Annotated in this window: 13 protein-coding genes; 6 read left to right on the forward strand and 7 right to left on the reverse strand. The window is 52.4% G+C overall.

All coding sequences use genetic code 11. The annotated features are described in order from the left end of the window. Positions 1 to 250: 250 nt before the first annotated feature. The 4 genes from ruvA to ispF all read right to left on the reverse strand — a co-directional run bounded on the left by ruvA (position 251) and on the right by ispF (position 3,612). On the reverse strand, positions 251 to 871 hold the full coding sequence (ruvA, locus tag GmarT_RS04900; RefSeq protein ID WP_002646425.1) for a Holliday junction branch migration protein RuvA: 621 nt from the start codon (positions 869 to 871) through the stop codon (positions 251 to 253). A 29-nt stretch (positions 872 to 900) separates the two neighbouring features. Next, positions 901 to 1,431, reverse strand: coding sequence for a crossover junction endodeoxyribonuclease RuvC (gene ruvC, locus GmarT_RS04905; RefSeq protein WP_044237825.1), 531 nt, complete (start codon positions 1,429 to 1,431; stop codon positions 901 to 903). Between the two features lie 31 nt (positions 1,432 to 1,462). Then, the gene (gene cysS, locus GmarT_RS04910) at positions 1,463 to 3,019 is read right to left on the reverse strand and encodes a cysteine--tRNA ligase (protein WP_002646423.1); all 1,557 of its coding nucleotides are present in this window, start codon (positions 3,017 to 3,019) and stop codon (positions 1,463 to 1,465) included. A gap of 80 nt (positions 3,020 to 3,099) precedes the next feature. Beyond that, complete coding sequence (ispF, locus tag GmarT_RS04915) at positions 3,100 to 3,612, reverse strand: 2-C-methyl-D-erythritol 2,4-cyclodiphosphate synthase (RefSeq protein WP_002646422.1); 513 nt, start codon at positions 3,610 to 3,612, stop codon at positions 3,100 to 3,102. Positions 3,613 to 3,949: 337 nt separating this feature from the next. On the opposite strand from ispF, the gene GmarT_RS04920 reads away from it, so the two are divergent. Further along, positions 3,950 to 4,834 carry a hypothetical protein gene (locus tag GmarT_RS04920; protein WP_002646421.1) on the forward strand — a complete coding sequence of 295 codons (885 nt, stop codon included), beginning with the start codon at positions 3,950 to 3,952 and terminating at the stop codon, positions 4,832 to 4,834. Positions 4,835 to 4,933: 99 nt separating this feature from the next. Here GmarT_RS04920 and fbaA read toward each other — a convergent pair whose 3' ends face one another. Then, complete coding sequence (fbaA, locus tag GmarT_RS04925) at positions 4,934 to 5,965, reverse strand: class II fructose-bisphosphate aldolase (RefSeq protein ID WP_002646420.1); 1,032 nt, start codon at positions 5,963 to 5,965, stop codon at positions 4,934 to 4,936. Between the two features lie 533 nt (positions 5,966 to 6,498). Next, positions 6,499 to 9,408: a hypothetical protein gene (locus GmarT_RS04930; RefSeq protein ID WP_149302460.1), complete on the reverse strand. Its 2,910-nt coding sequence runs from the start codon at positions 9,406 to 9,408 to the stop codon at positions 6,499 to 6,501. A 503-nt stretch (positions 9,409 to 9,911) separates the two neighbouring features. Between GmarT_RS04930 and GmarT_RS04935 the strand changes: the two genes are divergently transcribed. Further along, on the forward strand, positions 9,912 to 10,190 hold the full coding sequence (locus tag GmarT_RS04935) for a hypothetical protein (protein WP_002646417.1): 279 nt from the start codon (positions 9,912 to 9,914) through the stop codon (positions 10,188 to 10,190). Here the strand turns inward: GmarT_RS04935 and GmarT_RS04940 are convergent. Beyond that, a complete protein-coding gene (locus GmarT_RS04940) occupies positions 10,187 to 11,170 on the reverse strand; it encodes a bile acid:sodium symporter family protein (RefSeq protein WP_002646416.1) in 984 nt (327 codons plus the stop codon). The genes GmarT_RS04935 and GmarT_RS04940 overlap by 4 nt on opposite strands. A 138-nt stretch (positions 11,171 to 11,308) precedes the next feature. Between GmarT_RS04940 and GmarT_RS04945 the strand changes: the two genes are divergently transcribed. The 4 genes from GmarT_RS04945 (at position 11,309) to mutL (ending at position 16,404) form a co-directional block, all read left to right on the forward strand. Further along, positions 11,309 to 12,790, forward strand: coding sequence for a UbiD family decarboxylase (locus tag GmarT_RS04945; RefSeq protein WP_157158942.1), 1,482 nt, complete (start codon positions 11,309 to 11,311; stop codon positions 12,788 to 12,790). Positions 12,791 to 12,813: 23 nt separating this feature from the next. After that, a complete protein-coding gene (ubiE, locus tag GmarT_RS04950) occupies positions 12,814 to 13,527 on the forward strand; it encodes a bifunctional demethylmenaquinone methyltransferase/2-methoxy-6-polyprenyl-1,4-benzoquinol methylase UbiE (protein WP_002646414.1) in 714 nt (237 codons plus the stop codon). Positions 13,528 to 13,556: 29 nt separating this feature from the next. Continuing rightward, positions 13,557 to 14,249 (forward strand): UbiX family flavin prenyltransferase, encoded by a 693-nt coding sequence (locus tag GmarT_RS04955; RefSeq protein ID WP_002646413.1) that lies wholly within the window; start codon positions 13,557 to 13,559, stop codon positions 14,247 to 14,249. A gap of 208 nt (positions 14,250 to 14,457) precedes the next feature. Further along, entirely contained in the window at positions 14,458 to 16,404 is a 1,947-nt protein-coding gene (mutL, locus tag GmarT_RS04960) for a DNA mismatch repair endonuclease MutL (protein WP_002646412.1), read from the forward strand. Positions 16,405 to 16,496: the final 92 nt, after the last annotated feature.

The raw sequence follows: 16,496 nt of genomic DNA on the forward strand, positions 1-16,496 counted from the left end.
GCCGCTGTGCCCGAGGATCTGCAATTTTGATGTTGTGATTTTAGCTGTATGAACTGACAGGAGTTGACAGGGATCGGATTGCATAAACCGATACGCAAACATATGAGATTTCTCAAACTTAGGTCAGGCAGACTCCGCCGCCAAACCAGAAGCGCGCGAGATGTACACACAGGGTCATTCCGGAAGAATTATTGAGGATTCTGTCAATGGCAGGGATTGTAGCGGCGAAAAAACGGCGTGTCTCAAACCGTCAGTTGCGTTCCTGCTGATAGAGTGCGGTCAGAAATTCTTCAATACTTTTGAATTTCTTCCCTTCTGCGGCAATGGTTTCGACCTTCGTACGGGCTTCGGTTGCCGAATATCCCAGGCTGAGCAGCGCTTCATAGGCTTCACTGAATACGTCGGTGTGGCCTTCTTCTGCAGGAAATTCTTTGGCGACAATCAGCGCGAATTTTGTCATCTTGCGCCGGAGCTTGGCGACAATTCGCTCCGCGACTGCTGGTCCGATTCCAGGCAGCGTGGTAAGCTGTTTAATATCTTTTTCTTCAATGGCGGTCGCCACTTCTTTGACGGGGCGCACCATCGCCCTTAGTGTTTTTTTGACTCCGACCCCATCTACCGAGCAGACCAGTTCGAAGAACTCCCGTTCGGCGTGACTCATAAATCCAATCAAGCGAGGTGTGAGCCTGCCTTTCTGTGGATTCCCTTCGATGTACTGAATGGTTTTCAGGCTGATTTCGCTGCCGATCAGTGGCTGCAGTTGGCGGCGGACGAACTCGGGAATAAAAACTTCATAGTCGAATGCCCCGACGGAGATAATAGCTTCGGTTAAGCTCAGTTCAATCAGTTCGCCGCGGATATTTGTAATCATGGGTGCTCAGTAGATAAGAGAAAGTGGTTTCACAAACAGGTGACACGGATGGTGTGATAATGGCATAAAGCGGCCGCGAAGGCATCCGCCACGTCATTGGGTTCCAGAATGGCTTTCAGACCCAGTTCGGTTTTGATGGCATGCTGCATCTGCTCTTTTGAAGCACGCCCGCTGCCGGTAATTAATTTCTTAATCTGTGTCGGCGTATAATGCACGACAGGGACACCCGCATCATGGGCAGCGAACAGGATCGCGCCACGGGCATGAGCCATAATGATCGAACTCTTGGGGAAGCGGGGAGTCGTAAATACCTGCTCAATGACCATCACATCAGGCTGATATTCGGCAATGACTTCGCGGATTCCAGAAGCGATTTCATGAACACGCGCGGCAAGATTTGCTTCCTGGTTCGAGCGGATGATGCCCCCTTCGCACAGTACGGGTCCTTTTACGGACTGCTGTAGCAAAGCATAACCCGTCCGGTTCAATCCAGGGTCGATTCCCAGAAAGCGGACCGCTGTAGTCAACTCTGCTTCATTCATCGTTGAATTCAGATTCATGATTGGCTCGATGTGATCACAGGTAACGTGATTAGCCGCGTCGCCACAAGCTGCCTTCCGGACGATCTTCTACAGTGATCTGACAGGCGGCGAGACCTTCGCGAATTTTATCGGCAATGTCCCAGTTTTTGTTGGCACGAGCATCTTTACGGATATCCAGAACCAGTTCCATCAGCTGGTTGACCAGGTCATCATCGGCGTTCGCATCTTTGGCCGGGGCTTTCCGGAATACGCCCAGCAGGTTCGAAAGTTCCTTGAGCTGACTGGCACCGGTTTTCAGCGCCTCGACCATTGTCTGATTCTGCTTGCCTTCACCTTCCAGATTCTGCGAATGAATCAAGGCGTTCAATGTCGAACGTAATTCAAACAACACGCCAATGGCGCCGCCTGTATTAAAGTCATCGTCCATTGCTTCCAGAAATCGCTGACGCAATTCGGATACCTGCTGAAAGTATTCCGCCGGATCTCCTTCCAGGCCTGTCGACTGTTCCCGCTTGTCTGCTGTGGGAAGCTGGTAAAAACTTTCTCCCGTGATGCGTTCGAATGTTTCAAAGAAGCGGTAGAAGCCTTCAATCCCTTTTCCGGTTTCACGGATATTCTCATCACTGAAAGCGATCGGGCTGCGATAGTGTGTGGAGAGCAGAAACAACCGCACGATTTCGGGTGGATGAACGGCAAACAGTTCTTTCACCGATGCAGCGCCTTTGGACCCGGAAAGTTTGTCCGCTTCCTGGGCCTGTTGATCAACGGCGACATCGCCGTGACGATCATGCTGGCCACCTACTTTTCCAGCGGCATCGCTGGCCTGCATCAAGCCGTTATGCACCCAGTAACGGACATACGTTTTTCCCGTGCAGCATTCTGACTGGGCCCGTTCGTTTTCGTGATGGGGGAACATCAGGTCCAGACCCCCGCCGTGAATGTCAAAAGAATCGCCGAGCAGTTTGCGGCTCATGGCGGAGCATTCAATATGCCAGCCAGGTCGACCAGGCCCCCACGGGCTGTCCCACGCGGGTTCACCCGGACGCGATTTCTTCCAGAGTGCGAAGTCGGCCGGGTTCTTCTTTTTATCATTGGCTTCGACACGTGTGCCTGCGATCATTTCTTCAATTTTTCGACCGCTCAGACAGCCGTATTTATTGTCGGCTGCAGCAGAAAAATAGACATCCCCATCGAGTGGGTAGGCGAAGTCTTTGTCGATCAGCGATTGAATAATCTCCTGCATTGCTTCGATATAGTCGGTGGCTTTGGGGAAATCGGTAATCGTATCGACGCCCATGGTTTCCAGGTTATCGAAATAATCCTGCGTCATGTCAGCTGCCAGCTTCTCTACAGAGATATTCAGTTCGGCTGCTTTATTAATCAGTTTGTCATCAATGTCGGTGATGTTATTAACGAATTTGACATCGTAATTGTTGTAGGTCAGATAGCGTGCGATCGTGTCAATAATGACCGGTCCGACCATGTGGCCGATATGGGAATGCTTGTAAACTGTGGGACCGCACAGGTAGATGCCAACCTTACCCGGCTTGATCGTCTGAAAATCTTCTTTTTTGCGACTGAGTGTGTTGTAAATTCTGAGTGTCATTGTGCTGGATACCTGAATTTCTTCCTGTAATCAATTGATGAGGAACCTGAAATGAAGCAGGTTCCGTCTGATCGTGAATTTCATTGACTTCGCGTTAATAGCACTACAGCGTCTGCTGTCATCGCTTCCTGTCTGCCGACAGGGCCAACGCGTTCTCCTGTTTTTGCTTTGATATTGACTTGTTGTTCGTCCAGGTTCAGTAAACGGGCGACTGATTTCCTGATTTGAGGCTTATAGCTGGCTAGTTTAGGACGTTCTGCCGAAATAGTGCAATCCAGGTTTACAATTTGCCAGCCCGCCTGTTCTACTTCTGAGAATGCTGCTTTCAACAGGTCACCGGAATCGGCGCCTTTCCAGCGGTCGTCCGTGTTGGGGAACATCTCTCCGATGTCACCCAGACCGGCCGCTCCCAGCAAGGCATCGGTGATGGCGTGCAACAATACATCGGCATCGCTGTGTCCCACCAGACCCAGATCAAATTCAATGGAGACCCCTCCCAGAATGAGAGGGAAACCTGCCTCCAGCCGATGGCAGTCCTGGCCTGCGCCAATTCGCAATTCTGGGTTGTTCCGGGTTTCAGGGGCTGATGTCATGAGTTCGCATTTATCACAGTGGTCGTAATCACTCAGATGATGACGAGTGCTGTTCTAATGAATATAGGGTTAGGTCGGGTTCTGCTAAAGCAGGCAGATCATAGCTGGAGCAGTCAAACAAGGCAATATGAGCCGGCATTCCCAAGTCGTTCCCTGATCGAGAGTAGCGTAAATTGTGAAGCAAACCGTGCTGGTTCAGCTGGATGAGGCGAGTCGGGATTTTCAAATTGACATAAAATCTGAATCCCGTTAGACTCCCGACCCCTTCAATTAAAGTGGCGATACTTTGTCGCGCACTGATCTCTCAAACTGATACCTCTCTCAACTTGAACCTTTCATGAAGTTACTCCCTGTCAGATCCTGTTTGGTGGTGGTGGCACTGGTTTTACTGGTCGTCAAAATCTCCGGCTGCGCACTGATGGAAGAAAGCGCCGTGTTCGGATTAAAGAAATATGCCGAGAAACAGACGGTCAACAAGCTGCCTGCCATTCCGGTATCCCATGATGCCATGCAGGTCGAAATTGTCTTCATCGAACGACCAGCCACAGATCCTCTGCTTGGTTCCACACTCTGGAATGAGGTGGATGAAATCGGAGCCATCGAACTGATGGACCAGGAAAACCTGAATCAGAATGGGCTGCGAGTCGGCCATGTGAGTTCGGTCCCCCCCATGGCGTTGCAGACGTTACTCGGTTTGAAATCACACCTGGGAGGGCTTTCCCGGGAAGATGAATCACTACTGCTTTCCGGCAGGCGTCTGATGTTAAGGTCGGGCGTTCCGACTGATATTCAGACTAGTGACTTCTACCCCAAATGCAGACTGAAACTGCTGACGGGGGACGACGAAGAACCTGAGGAAGTGAAAGAGTTTGAAGAGGCCCGTTGTGTAATGCGGGTCAAAGCACATAAAGTGCAGGATGGCTGGGCAAAACTGGAATTTACTCCTGAAGTGCACTATGGTCCACAGCAACTCCGCCGCACGCCGACAAATATTGGCTGGCAACTGGAAAATCGCCAGAATACCAGCCCCTTCTATAACCAGAAGTTCGAAGTCACTCTGAATGTGGGTGAAATGGCGATCATCACAGCCACCGACGGAGTCAAACCGAACTCGGCCGGGCACCTGTTTTTCCGCGGAGAAGGTTCTAAAGCGGACATTCAGAAAATCCTGGTCGTGCGTCTGTCCAACATGTCCAAAATGGATGTGGTTCGAAGCGAATAAGGCTCCGTCCAGAATTAACCGAGTTGTAAAAAAAGTGAGCTGCTTCGGAAAGAAACAGCTCACTGAATATCAGTTTTTTAGCTGAAACGCAGACGCGGATCAGACTTTACCAAAAATGGTTTTTCCGCTGGAGAACAGGTCGTCGCAGGCTTCACTCATACGCTTGACAACTCCCATTTCACCGGCTTTCAGATAGCTGCGTGGGTCGTAAACTTTTTTGACTCCGACTTCACCATCGATTTTTAATACGCCGTCGTAATTTTTCATCATGTGATCCACGACCGGACGGGTGAAGGCGTACTGAGTATCGGTATCGATATTCATTTTCACAACACCATATTCCAGAGTTTCCCGCAGTTGATCTTCGGGAGTTCCGGAACCGCCATGGAATACCAGGTCGAATTCTGCTTCTTTACCATATTTGGCAATCACAGCTTCCTGACCCTGTTTCAGAATTTCCGGACGCAGTTTGACGGCACCGGGTTTGTAGCTGCCGTGCACGTTACCGAAGGTCGCGGCGAACATGTAGCGTCCCAGGCCATTAAGTGCTTCATAAACGGCGACCATGTCTTCTGGTGATGTATACAGCTTGTCGGCTGGCTGGTCGGAGTTATCCACACCATCTTCTTCACCACCGACTACACCCGCTTCCACTTCCAGAATGATTTCGTTGGCCGCACACAGCTTGAGCAGATCAACCGATAATTCCAGGTTTTCTTTAAGAGGCAGCTCGGAAGCGTCCAGCATGTGAGACTGGAACAGGTTCGGCAGGCCGGCTTCGCGTCGACGGGCTGTTTCTGCGATCAGTGGCTTCAGGAATGAGTCGACTTTTCCGGGCTGACAGTGGTCTGTGTGTAAAGCGATCAGCACATCATAACGTTCTGCCAGTCGGTGAGTGGCTTCTGCTAAAATGATCGCGCCTAAAACGGCGTCTGCCTGATCCAGGCCGGAAGCAAATTGACCGCCGCCGGTGGATACCTGGATGATCCCGTCTGACTTCTTATCTGCAAACGCTTTCAGGGCTCCGTTGATCGTGGTCAGCGAAGTGACATTCATCGCGGGATAGGCATAGTTACCTTCTTGAGCGGCATCCAGCATCGCTGCGTATTGAGCTGGGGTTGCAATCGGCATTGGTTTTTCCTGTTCAATTTAAAAGTGATAAAAGTTTGATTCTGAATGATCTTTTAGTCGATTCGACATTACGATCTCTGACCAGTAACTGATTCGTTTCCGGATGAATTTCCAAGACGATGTTCATCACGGACTGGCAACAGCAGGGAACCGGAAAAGATGATCGAGAGAATGGTCTCTGAGTCTCCGCTGATTCAAACTTTAATATCAGACAGTCATCGGTACTCTCAGAGCATAAGTTCTGCTGAACAGCACCAAGGCGATTGTTGTTAAAGTTGAATGCGGTCTGAAAATGGTTTGACAGAGTATAAAACCCCGAGCCAGATTTTCACTCTGCTTATATACTGTTTATTATCAAGTTCTGCCCGGTCATTCAAGTGTCGGGGGAATCTGTGTCCCGCTGCATTCCAGAGGTTTTCGTACGCGCTCTCAAAAAATACCCGTTTTCACTGGGGATTAGGGGAAAAACTGGGAGAGCAGGGGACGCTTTTACAGGGTTGTGGGGCGACTGGTTTCAACCGAGATTCCAGACCTTATTTCGGAACCTTGTTCAGTAAATCGACTGCCGCGGCGCCTGTTGTTTGGGCGGGCAGCACTTCCAGCCCCTGGGTCTGCTCGTAAATCCGAGGTTCGGGAGTATAGGTTATCACCCGTAAATCATCAAATAAGATGGCGCCCAGCCCATTCAATGACATTGTTAGAATGAAGTTTTCACTTTGCGGCACTTCCCGGATCAGATCAATTTTCTGCCACTCAGTCTTCTCATTCCAATGGAGGGCGCCGCCGGGTCCCATAATACTGTCCTGCAGCGTTGCCCCCAGTGGATTGCCCGTAATGGCAGTCGACACCTTGACCCAGCCTGTGACATGTACAATCTGGCCACTGCGGACCGCCAGCGGAGGCGTGGAGAGCTGTACCAGCGGAACTTCTATATTATTTGGAATTTCACTACGGTTCAGGGGAGTCGCCAGCAATCTCAGGCTGAAATCTCCGGACTGTTTGTCTCGGGGATACAGTTCGGCGATCGCCTGAGTTCCTTCAATCGCATTTTGTACGTGCGTCCAACCTTCCCCGATCATCGTGTCGATGTCTTCACAATCACCCGATCGCAGCATGTTGGGGTCAATGTGTTTCGCGCTGCGACCGATCTGTTCAATCATTCTCCAGTGATCGGGCAGGGTACTGTAGGAAACCGTGTACGGGCTCGTCATGGATAACGAAAGTGTTCGGGTTGCTTCCCGCCATTGGATGCGCTGTAAGATTCGCAACATCTGTCTACAGTCACGAGCCGCATTGTGGGCACCATGAAAATCCTGGCCGGAAAAAGCCGACTCTGCCTGGCTCAATTGCTCTCTGGCCCGTTCCAAAATGGCTGGTCCATCCATACGCGCAACCTGGCTCACTCCCAGTTCCAGCAGTTCTGCATTTGTTTTCTGACAGCGTTCCAGCTTGGCGCGACTCAGTTTCAGGCTGGTTTCTGCTGCCTGTGGGCTGATCAGGGCCACTTTTTTTCGCAGTTTCTCAATCAGTCCCTGATCGGATGTCATGATGATGATCGATGTCATATCGAATTTGGGAAGCGAGATTTCAACACCCCCGTTGACGCGTTTTCGATCTAAATTTTTGATTCGTGTTGTGCTCAGTTCCCAGACAGACGCGGATACATTTCCACCAGGTATCACAATCGTGGCATCGTTTCCCGCCATCTGATCGGGTACAAACTGAGACCCGTCGCGATACCAGACGGGGAGAATCAAAGTGCCATACTCAGAATGAATCACAGCCGCCTGCATTTCCGCAGCCGCATCTTTTTCCCGCTGTAACAGCATTTCCCGTTCGGACAGTTGTTCGTTGACCTGCAGTCGCTTGGAGCCGGAACGCTTGAAGTCGACTCCTAACTGCGTAATCCGGGGAGATCCCTTTTGTTTGAGCTGGAACGGAACATGAGAAATTACAGAACCGGTAGCCAGCCACGGCTCGATCAGATCGATTTCCCGATTCAACTGCTCAATCACCAGTTTTCGTTCCAGCGCACCGGGAGCACTCGTATCATCCAGGCGGTTGGTGGTCCAGTAACCGACGGCCCGACAACCTGCTGACAGCGTGGCGTAGACCTGCAGGCGAATTTGCTCAGGTTCAATCACAATGGGTAGCTTATTGGAAGAATCACGCCAGCGTGCATTGGCAAACGTTGGTTCCGTCTGAATCCAGGTCCAGAGAAATCGTCCCGGGGCAAAACGGGTCTTTTCAATGAGTGTATTTCGGTATTCCAGCAGACTGATGTCGCTGTTCAGAATACGCGGGCTGGAACCAATCATCGAAACTTCGCGTGCAATCTGTCGTTCTCTACCGAGGACATCAGCCATAATCGGACGCTTGAACTGCTGGTCGGCACTTTGAATCTGACCGACACGACTGCGGATTTCATTCCATTTACTACCGGGGATTTGTGTTCCCAGATACCAGAATACAATGGGTGCCGTCTGCTCATCAAAGGGGATCAGCGTAGCATTACGGGAAGGCAGGAACGTCCCATCTTCGTCCTGGGGACGGGGAGGTGTTGCCATCGCCCATAGACCCTGACTGCGCAGTTCTGAAAGAAACTGGTAATCATCAAACTGCGGCGCTTCGATAACATTCAGTCCAGCCTGTCTGAGTGTTTCCAGGTTTTCGCCATGATATCGCGACATGCGGGGAAAGAAAGGTCGCCCCTCCAGCTGAACCCGGTCCAGCAGAAATTCGACAATCGGTTTGGCTTTCTGTTTACTCAGAGCAGCAGCAGTCTGTATGACCGATTCGTTGGGACGGACAATCGGGCTTAATTTCAGGTCGTCCAGCAGGAATTCCACCTGATCAGAAGAGGAACGCGTTACCACCAGGACCCGCTCTACATACATTTCTCGTGTATCCAATTGACGGAGCTTACTCCGCCCCCGGAGCAATCCCAATGACTGATTCACCAGGGTTTCGGTGGTGGTACACTTCAACTGCTGCCACTTGCCTTCTTCTGTGTAGGTATCTCCAATCAGATAAATGCGGGCGACTTCTCCGGTTTCTGGATCAATCTGATGAGGCAGAACCGCTTCCAGGCCAACCCGAGTCCCGCGCCGATTGGATTTCAGCCATACGGAAACGGTCAGTTCATTGATGATCCGACTCGAAGGGAGTGGATGAGAAACTTCGATCAGCGAGCCCAGGTTTCCTGTCACTACCTGCAGATGTTCACAGGCAGCACCGGAATGCATTACCGTCGTATTGCGGACATGCCACTTTTTCTGAGCCTGATTGGGATCAATGCGAACTTGCCAGCTGACGCGGGATGTATCATCGAAATGTTCATGATAAGTTTCTGCGCGCAAAACCGACTCGCTGAACAATCCCGTGAATAGAATGATCAGCAGGCAGAAGTAACTCTGAAACAGCTTATTCAATATACGTGGCATCGATGCCTGAACTCGAACCCATCCCTGGGATAAAATGATCGTAACGCTGCAGTTTCTATACTGATTTACACACTCTGGTGACTCAGGAATGTGATTTTTAATCCCGTCCGTCTGTGGAATAGATTCCCCATTTTCCACAAACCAATCACCGTTCAGCATTCTTTACGAAATGTTGTAAGCTGTCCGGTTTTCGTTGCAGTCAGTCAACGACGACGTTGCCATAATACAACCAGCCATAACATCGCCAAAAATGACTACATTCTCTGGAGATTTTAGAAGATTTTGCAATCTAAGCCAATACGAAGCCTCCCTTTTTTGTGATTCAGTCAGCAGACAGCGTATTACTGGTTGTTATTCTAACAGGCTAGTATGTAGTAACTTAGAGCGAATCCTTTAATAAATATTCATATTCGGCATGAAATCTGTTCTATTGGCTTTCAGTTCATCCCTTGATGAAATCGTTTCTTGAGAAGGTAATGGCACAAGCTGAGAATTGAAAACTTATGAATATTCGACTGACCGACGAAACAGATAGTGCAAGTCTGCCCCGCGAAGTAATCGACCTGGGCAAGAAAATAGCCGAACTGCCCCGCGAACAGCAGCAATTACTGGAAGTCTCCTATTCGCGTGTCGTGGAATCGGTAAAGCGGCGCAGACGAATTCTGGGGCTGATCCAGGAAGCACTGGCTCAATTGCGCCTCGATGTGAAATACCTCATGTTCGATCTGGATATCACCAAAAAAGAACGTGACGAACTCAAAGCCCGCCTCGAAGAAACTTAATCTTCAGGAGCCGGACTCGCTCCGATTCTCTCTTGTTCAGGCTGCCGTTCGGATCGATATGACCAGTACTGTGCCAGGATCGTCCCGGTCAACATGCAGCCAAACATATACAGCGCCGGCGGTAAGGCGATCAGTTCCTGCCCCGGAAACAGTTGACCTGCCAGAACCGCTCCCAGCCCCGCGTTCTGCATCCCCACTTCCAGGGTCAAGGCCCGCCGCATCGATTCATTCAGTTGGATCGCCGCACCTGCCAGGTATCCACACAGATAACCCAGCAGGTTGATCACTAATAACGCGGCCGCCAGCGAAAAAAAGACTTTCTTCAACTGCGATTCCTGCAGGCTGATTACCGTCGCAATGATCCACAGGATCGAGAAATTTGCGAATGCAGGGCCAAAAACCTGCATGACTCGACTGAACCCGTAGTGATACAGGGCAAGCAGATGACCGCCAATCACAGGCAATACGACCTGCGTCAGTAGCTTAAAGAAGGAATCTTTCGCCAGCTCCGTCGCATTGATATCCGTTCCGCTGACAGCCAGATAAAGCACAATTGGCACAAAAATCGGCGAGAGCAGGGTGGCCGACGCCGTCAGGCAGACCGAATAACTCACGTTGCCCCGCGCCGCCAGCGTGAGCACATTCGAAGCCATTGCCCCCGGAACACAGCCCACCAGGATAATGCCGATTCGCAATTCCGGTTGATCGATAAAAAACAGGCTCATCAGAAAAGCCAGGCTCGGCATCACCGTGTATTGCACAAATGTGCCGCCCAGTACCTGGTGCCAGCGACGAAACACTGCCCGCACTTCATCGGGAGGCAGCAGGGCACCAATGACGAACATCGTGGCAGTAAACAAATAGGAGAGATATGGTTTCGATGCATGAAACGGATGAAACGCGTCAGGCAGGATCTTGTCCCAAAAAATTGCAGCCGCAGAAAGCACGATCAGCCAGACTAACAGATAACGTTGCAGCATAAGAGCATTTCCGGGGCTTAATTGGCGGCGACAGGCTTGAGATCGTAATAATCTGAGAGGTTCACAGCCACGATCATTTGTTGACAGTAATGAATCGGTTATGATTCCTGACTGTAATCTATGCCATTCCGAATTTCTATGAACAACAACATAATGATGCATGCGGACCATCTGGCGGAATTCGTCAGCAACTTTGAAGAAGCAGGGCTGCTCGTCCGGATCTCATCCCCGGTAGAGACGCAGCTCGAAATTGCTGCCATCACCGAACAGGTTGTCAAAACCAGTCCAACCAACTCCGCACCCGCACTGCTGTTCGATCAGGTCGCCGGACACAAAATTCCCGTGCTGACCAATCTCTATGGCAGTCTCCCCCGAATGCTGCAGATCCTGCATACCGATTCGCTCGACTCCATCGCCGACCGTGTCGCCGGGCTCCTCTCTCCCGATCTGCCCGAAGGCTGGCTCGATTCACTGAAAATGATTCCGCAGTTCTCGCAACTGGTCAATATCAAGCCCCGCATCGTGAAAACCGCCAGCTGTCAGCAGGTGGTCAAGCTCGGCCGCGATGTCAACCTCAGCGAATTCCCGCTGCTGACCTGCTGGCCAGAAGAACAATTTCCCACGATCACCGCCGCCCAGATCATTACGTTCGACCCTGAAACCAAGGCCCGCTTCGTCAACGCCCGGCCCATTCAGGTCATCTCGAATCAGCAACTGGCGATCCGCTGGAGTCAGCATGACGCCGGTTATCAGCTTCTGCAGAAATTCCATGCCCGCGGTCATCAACTGCCCGTCGCCATCGTGATTGGCGGTGATCCCGTCGGCCTCTATACGGCACATGCACCACTGCCGAAAATGACAGACCCCTATGCCTTTGGCGGCTTTCTTCGCAACAATGCGCTGGAACTGGTTAGAGCCCGCTCCATCGAAATCGATGTCCCTGCGCAGGCCGAAATCGTGATGGAAGGTTTTATCGATCCTGCTTCTGATCCGGTCGATGTCGGTCCCGTCGCGAATACCACCGGCTACTACAGCCCGGCTGAAAAAGTGATGCCTCTGAATCTGTCCGCCGTCACCCATCGTGCCAATCCCATCTGGCATGCGTTGATCCCGGCGGGGCCTCCCGCAGAAGCCGGTTTTTTCGCTCAAGCCACCGAACGTATTTTTCTCCCCCTGTTGAAGCTGATGGTCCCCGAGCTGGTCGACATCCATTTTCCCGCTGCCGGCGCAGGCCGTTATCTGATGTTCGTCAGCATTCACAAATCCTATCCTCAACAGGCCCGCCGGGTGGTCAATGCATTGTGGAGTCTGGAAAGTCTATTATCATTGAAGCTGATCGTCGTCGTCGATGACGATGTCAACGTGCACGACGAACAGCAGGTCTGGTATCGCGTCAGCACGAATCTCAATCCGGGCCGCGATCTGATTCACTCGGAAGGGCCCGGCGATGATGACGATCACAGCGCAGCCATCCAGGGCATCGGCCATAAACTCGGTCTCGATGCCACACGGAAAACACCGTCAGAAGGGCACCCCCGTGAATGGCCTTCTGCCTTGAAGATGCCCGCTGAAATGTTAGAACGCGTCCAGAGCCGTCTGAGCGAACTCGGCCTGTCCTGAAAATAAGAAACGATCCTGAAGTTATGAATGTTGATAAAACCGGCTCCCGTGTGCAGCAGATGTTTGGCGAAATCGCTCCCCGCTACGATTTCATGAACCACTTCCTCTCGGGCGGCGTCGACTATTACTGGCGCTGGCGCACCGTGCGGAAAGTCGCACCTGCAGGACAGGCTCCCATCCTCGATGTCTGTACTGGCACCGGAGACCTTGCCCTTTCCTATCTCAAAAAAGCAGGCGGCAAAACGCAGGTCGTCGGAGCCGACTTCACACATGAAATGCTGCAGCTGGCGTTGAAAAAGAATACCAGCAGCCATCTCACCTTTCTGGAAGCCGACACCCAGGAACTTCCCTTCGCCGACAACCAGTTTCAGATCGTCTCTGTCGCCTTCGGCCTGAGAAATGTCGCCGACACCCGACGGGGACTCAAAGAAATGATCCGCGTCTGTCAGCCCGGCGGTCAGGTGGCCGTCCTCGAATTCTCCATGCCCACCAATCCACTGTTTCGCTCCTGTTATCAGTTTTATTTTCGACATATTCTTCCAAAAATGGGACAATTACTCGCCCGCAACAGACAGTCCGCCTATAACTATCTGCCCGAGTCCGTTTCTGAATTTCCTTATGGTAAAGCATTAGCAGACCTCATGGATGAATGCGGGCTGGAAGGCACACGCTGGTATCCGCTCACGTTTGGCATCGCCACACTGTATACCGGCGTCAAACCAGCAGTTTCAAAATAACGTTCCAGCAAAGATTGTGAGGTCCCCTCATGTCCAATGTCGTCGTCGCCATGACCGGTGCCAGTGGTGCCATTTATGCCGTCCGTCTGATCGAAGTTCTGATGGCCGCCGGACGCACCGTGCATCTCACCATCAGCGCCTCTGCTGCGCAGGTTCTCAAACATGAGCTCGGCCTGAAAATCGATCTGGAAAATTTCGACCCCACACAGCTCCTCACCGATCCCGCCGGTCAACCCGATGACAGCGTCATCCGCAAGATCAAGCCCACCCACAGTGAAGACTTCGCCCTCAGTTCCGTACTCGGCGATTCCGATCTCAAGCAGGGGGCCCTCATTTATCATCACTACAAAGATTTCTCCGCGGGCATCGCCAGTGGTTCCTTTCTGACCGATGGCATGGTGATCTGTCCCTGTTCGATGGGAACCCTGGGAAGTATCGCCTCCGGGGCCTGTGGCAACCTCATTCACCGCGCCGCCGACGTCCATCTCAAAGAACGCCGTAAACTGATTCTGCTCGCCCGTGAAACGCCCCTGGGTCTCATCCCGCTGGAAAACATGGTCAAGCTCACACAGGCCGGCGCCATCGTCATGCCGGCTGCCCCCGGCTTTTATCATAACCCGGTCACCATCCATGATCTGGTCGACTTCATGTCGGGCCGCATCTGTGATCATCTGGGAATCAGGCACGATATTCATCAACGCTGGGGCAATCAGCCTTTGTAGATTTTTGTATCTTGTGTTCAGCACAGTCACTCCTCTCAAACGCTCTTTCTTGCGATTCTGCCTCGGAACCGTTAAAAACAAGTCAGAGCGTCTCACATTTAACCAGAGTGTCGTTCAATCTAATATACTCGTCTCGAATGTTCTTGGAGACGCTACAGTAAAACTGGACTTAGTCCAGAACTAATTCATCAGTCGGACTGATCAGCCAATGGAACGGAAAGCCGTCGTGGAATCCATTTCCCGCATTCATCAACTCGATACCAGCGTCATCAACAAAATTGCCGCCGGCGAAGTGATTGAACGACCCGCCAGCGCGGTCAAGGAACTCCTCGATAACAGCATCGACGCTCTCGCCACCCGCATCGAAGTCGATATCATGAACGGCGGTGCCGACCTGATCCGCGTCGTCGATAACGGCGAAGGCATTCATCCCGACGACCTGCTGCTCGCCGTTGCCAGCAATGCGACCAGCAAAATCTCTACCGCCGACGATCTGTTCAGCGTGCAGACGATGGGCTTCCGGGGAGAAGCCCTCGCCTCGATTTCCGAAGTCAGCCACTTCCGTATTCGCACGCGTACCGCCGACCAGAGTCAGGGGCTCGAATTCGAAGTCAAAACCGGAATTCCCGGCAAACCTCAGCCGTGCGGCTGTCCATTGGGGACAGCGATTGAGGTCCGACAGCTGTTCGCCAACACACCCGTACGCCGCAAGTTTCTGAAAACCACCAAAACCGAGTTCGGCCACATCAGCGAGCAGTTTACCCGCGCCGCCCTCGCACATCCGCGGCTCTACATGGTTCTCAGGCACAACAACAAAGTCATCTTCGATCTGCCTCCCTCCGATAATCTGCTCGATCGCCTCCGCCTGTTTTATGGCAGCAAACTCGCCGAGCAACTGATCTGGGTCGATTCGGAAGTCGACGACATCCGCATCTGGGGCTACGTCTCGCATCCCAGCGAGAACAAATCGACCCGCAAAGGGCAGTACCTGTTCCTCAACGGTCGCTGGATTCAGGATCGTACGCTGCAGCATGCGTTGACCGAAGCCTACCGCGGGCTGCTGATGGTCGGACGCCAGCCGATCTCGTTCCTCTATCTCGACATGCCCGCCTCCCAGGTCGATGTCAACGTGCATCCCACCAAATCGGAAGTCCGCTTCCGCGATGGGCAGCATCTGTATCGCCAGTTGCTTTCGACGCTCCGCAGCCAGTTTCTCAGCATGGACCTGCAGTCGCAGATGTCGCTCGGCAAAAAAGCCGACTTCGATGTCACAGCACCGCCGCCACCACTCACCCCCGAGCAGAAACAGACGCAGATGGAACTGACCAGTTGGGCCAAAGAACAGCTCAACCAGGTCCACGATAACCTCTCGGACATCAAAATCAGCTCGGCGCCCCGGTCGGTTTCTCCCACATCGGATCTCGCCGCTCCCTTTACTGCCGCCGACGCGATTCCCCTCTCCCACTTCCAGCAGAACCGGGAACAGTCGCCCGTCGAATTGCCCGAAACTGAAAACGAACCCGCCGACCTGGTCGTCCCCGACATCGATCGGCCCGCAGACAAATTTGCGGACGTCGCGACCTCTGACCTGCGACCGATTCAGGTTTTGAACTGCTACATCGTCGTCGAGAACAAAGGCGCGCTGACCATCATCGATCAGCACGCGCTGCACGAACGCATCATGTACGAGTACTTCCGCAAACGCGTCCTCGCGCAGTCGGTCGAAGCACAGAAGCTGCTCGTCCCGCTGACCCTCGAAATGAGCGGCAAAGAGGCGGCGCTCCTGCTGGATCACGCCGAAATGCTCAACAGCTTCGGTCTCGGCATTGAAGAATTTGGTGGCAACACGCTGCTGATCACCAGTTATCCCGTCATGCTCAAGAAGGTCAATCTGGAACAGCTGGTCCGCGACATCGCCGACAATCTCGACAACGCCAAACAGCCGTCGCGTCGCGATCTGCTGGATGACCTGATCACAATGATGTCCTGCAAAGCCGCCATCAAAGCCGGCCAGCGACTGACGCAGGAAGAAATCTACAGCCTGCTGGAACAAAGGCACCTGATTGACGATGCCCACCACTGTCCACATGGTCGCCCTTCTGCGCTGGTTCTCAGTCACGCCGAGCTCGATCGCCAGTTCGGTCGCATGGGCTGAAACGTGTCTTACTGAAAAAACTGGACTTGACCCCGCCACGCCAACAGCGATAAGCGTTGTTTTGGGTCGCGCGCGTGCCCAGTTTACAGTGC

Origin of the sequence: Gimesia maris, from assembly GCF_008298035.1 — a bacterium.
In the GTDB taxonomy this organism is placed as follows: Bacteria; Planctomycetota; Planctomycetia; order Planctomycetales; family Planctomycetaceae; genus Gimesia; species Gimesia maris.

What these genes read in the sequence shown, in the direction of transcription:
- ruvA (WP_002646425.1), bottom strand. Translation starts at nt 871, where the DNA reads ATGATTACAAATATCCGCGGCGAACTGATTGAACTGAGCTTAACCGAA.
- ruvC (WP_044237825.1), bottom strand. Translation starts at nt 1,431, where the DNA reads ATGAATCTGAATTCAACGATGAATGAAGCAGAGTTGACTACAGCGGTC.
- cysS (WP_002646423.1), bottom strand. Translation starts at nt 3,019, where the DNA reads ATGACACTCAGAATTTACAACACACTCAGTCGCAAAAAAGAAGATTTT.
- ispF (WP_002646422.1), bottom strand. Translation starts at nt 3,612, where the DNA reads ATGACATCAGCCCCTGAAACCCGGAACAACCCAGAATTGCGAATTGGC.
- GmarT_RS04920 (WP_002646421.1), top strand. Translation starts at nt 3,950, where the DNA reads ATGAAGTTACTCCCTGTCAGATCCTGTTTGGTGGTGGTGGCACTGGTT.
- fbaA (WP_002646420.1), bottom strand. Translation starts at nt 5,965, where the DNA reads ATGCCGATTGCAACCCCAGCTCAATACGCAGCGATGCTGGATGCCGCT.
- GmarT_RS04930 (WP_149302460.1), bottom strand. Translation starts at nt 9,408, where the DNA reads ATGCCACGTATATTGAATAAGCTGTTTCAGAGTTACTTCTGCCTGCTG.
- GmarT_RS04935 (WP_002646417.1), top strand. Translation starts at nt 9,912, where the DNA reads ATGAATATTCGACTGACCGACGAAACAGATAGTGCAAGTCTGCCCCGC.
- GmarT_RS04940 (WP_002646416.1), bottom strand. Translation starts at nt 11,170, where the DNA reads ATGCTGCAACGTTATCTGTTAGTCTGGCTGATCGTGCTTTCTGCGGCT.
- GmarT_RS04945 (WP_157158942.1), top strand. Translation starts at nt 11,309, where the DNA reads ATGAACAACAACATAATGATGCATGCGGACCATCTGGCGGAATTCGTC.
- ubiE (WP_002646414.1), top strand. Translation starts at nt 12,814, where the DNA reads ATGAATGTTGATAAAACCGGCTCCCGTGTGCAGCAGATGTTTGGCGAA.
- GmarT_RS04955 (WP_002646413.1), top strand. Translation starts at nt 13,557, where the DNA reads ATGTCCAATGTCGTCGTCGCCATGACCGGTGCCAGTGGTGCCATTTAT.
- mutL (WP_002646412.1), top strand. Translation starts at nt 14,458, where the DNA reads ATGGAACGGAAAGCCGTCGTGGAATCCATTTCCCGCATTCATCAACTC.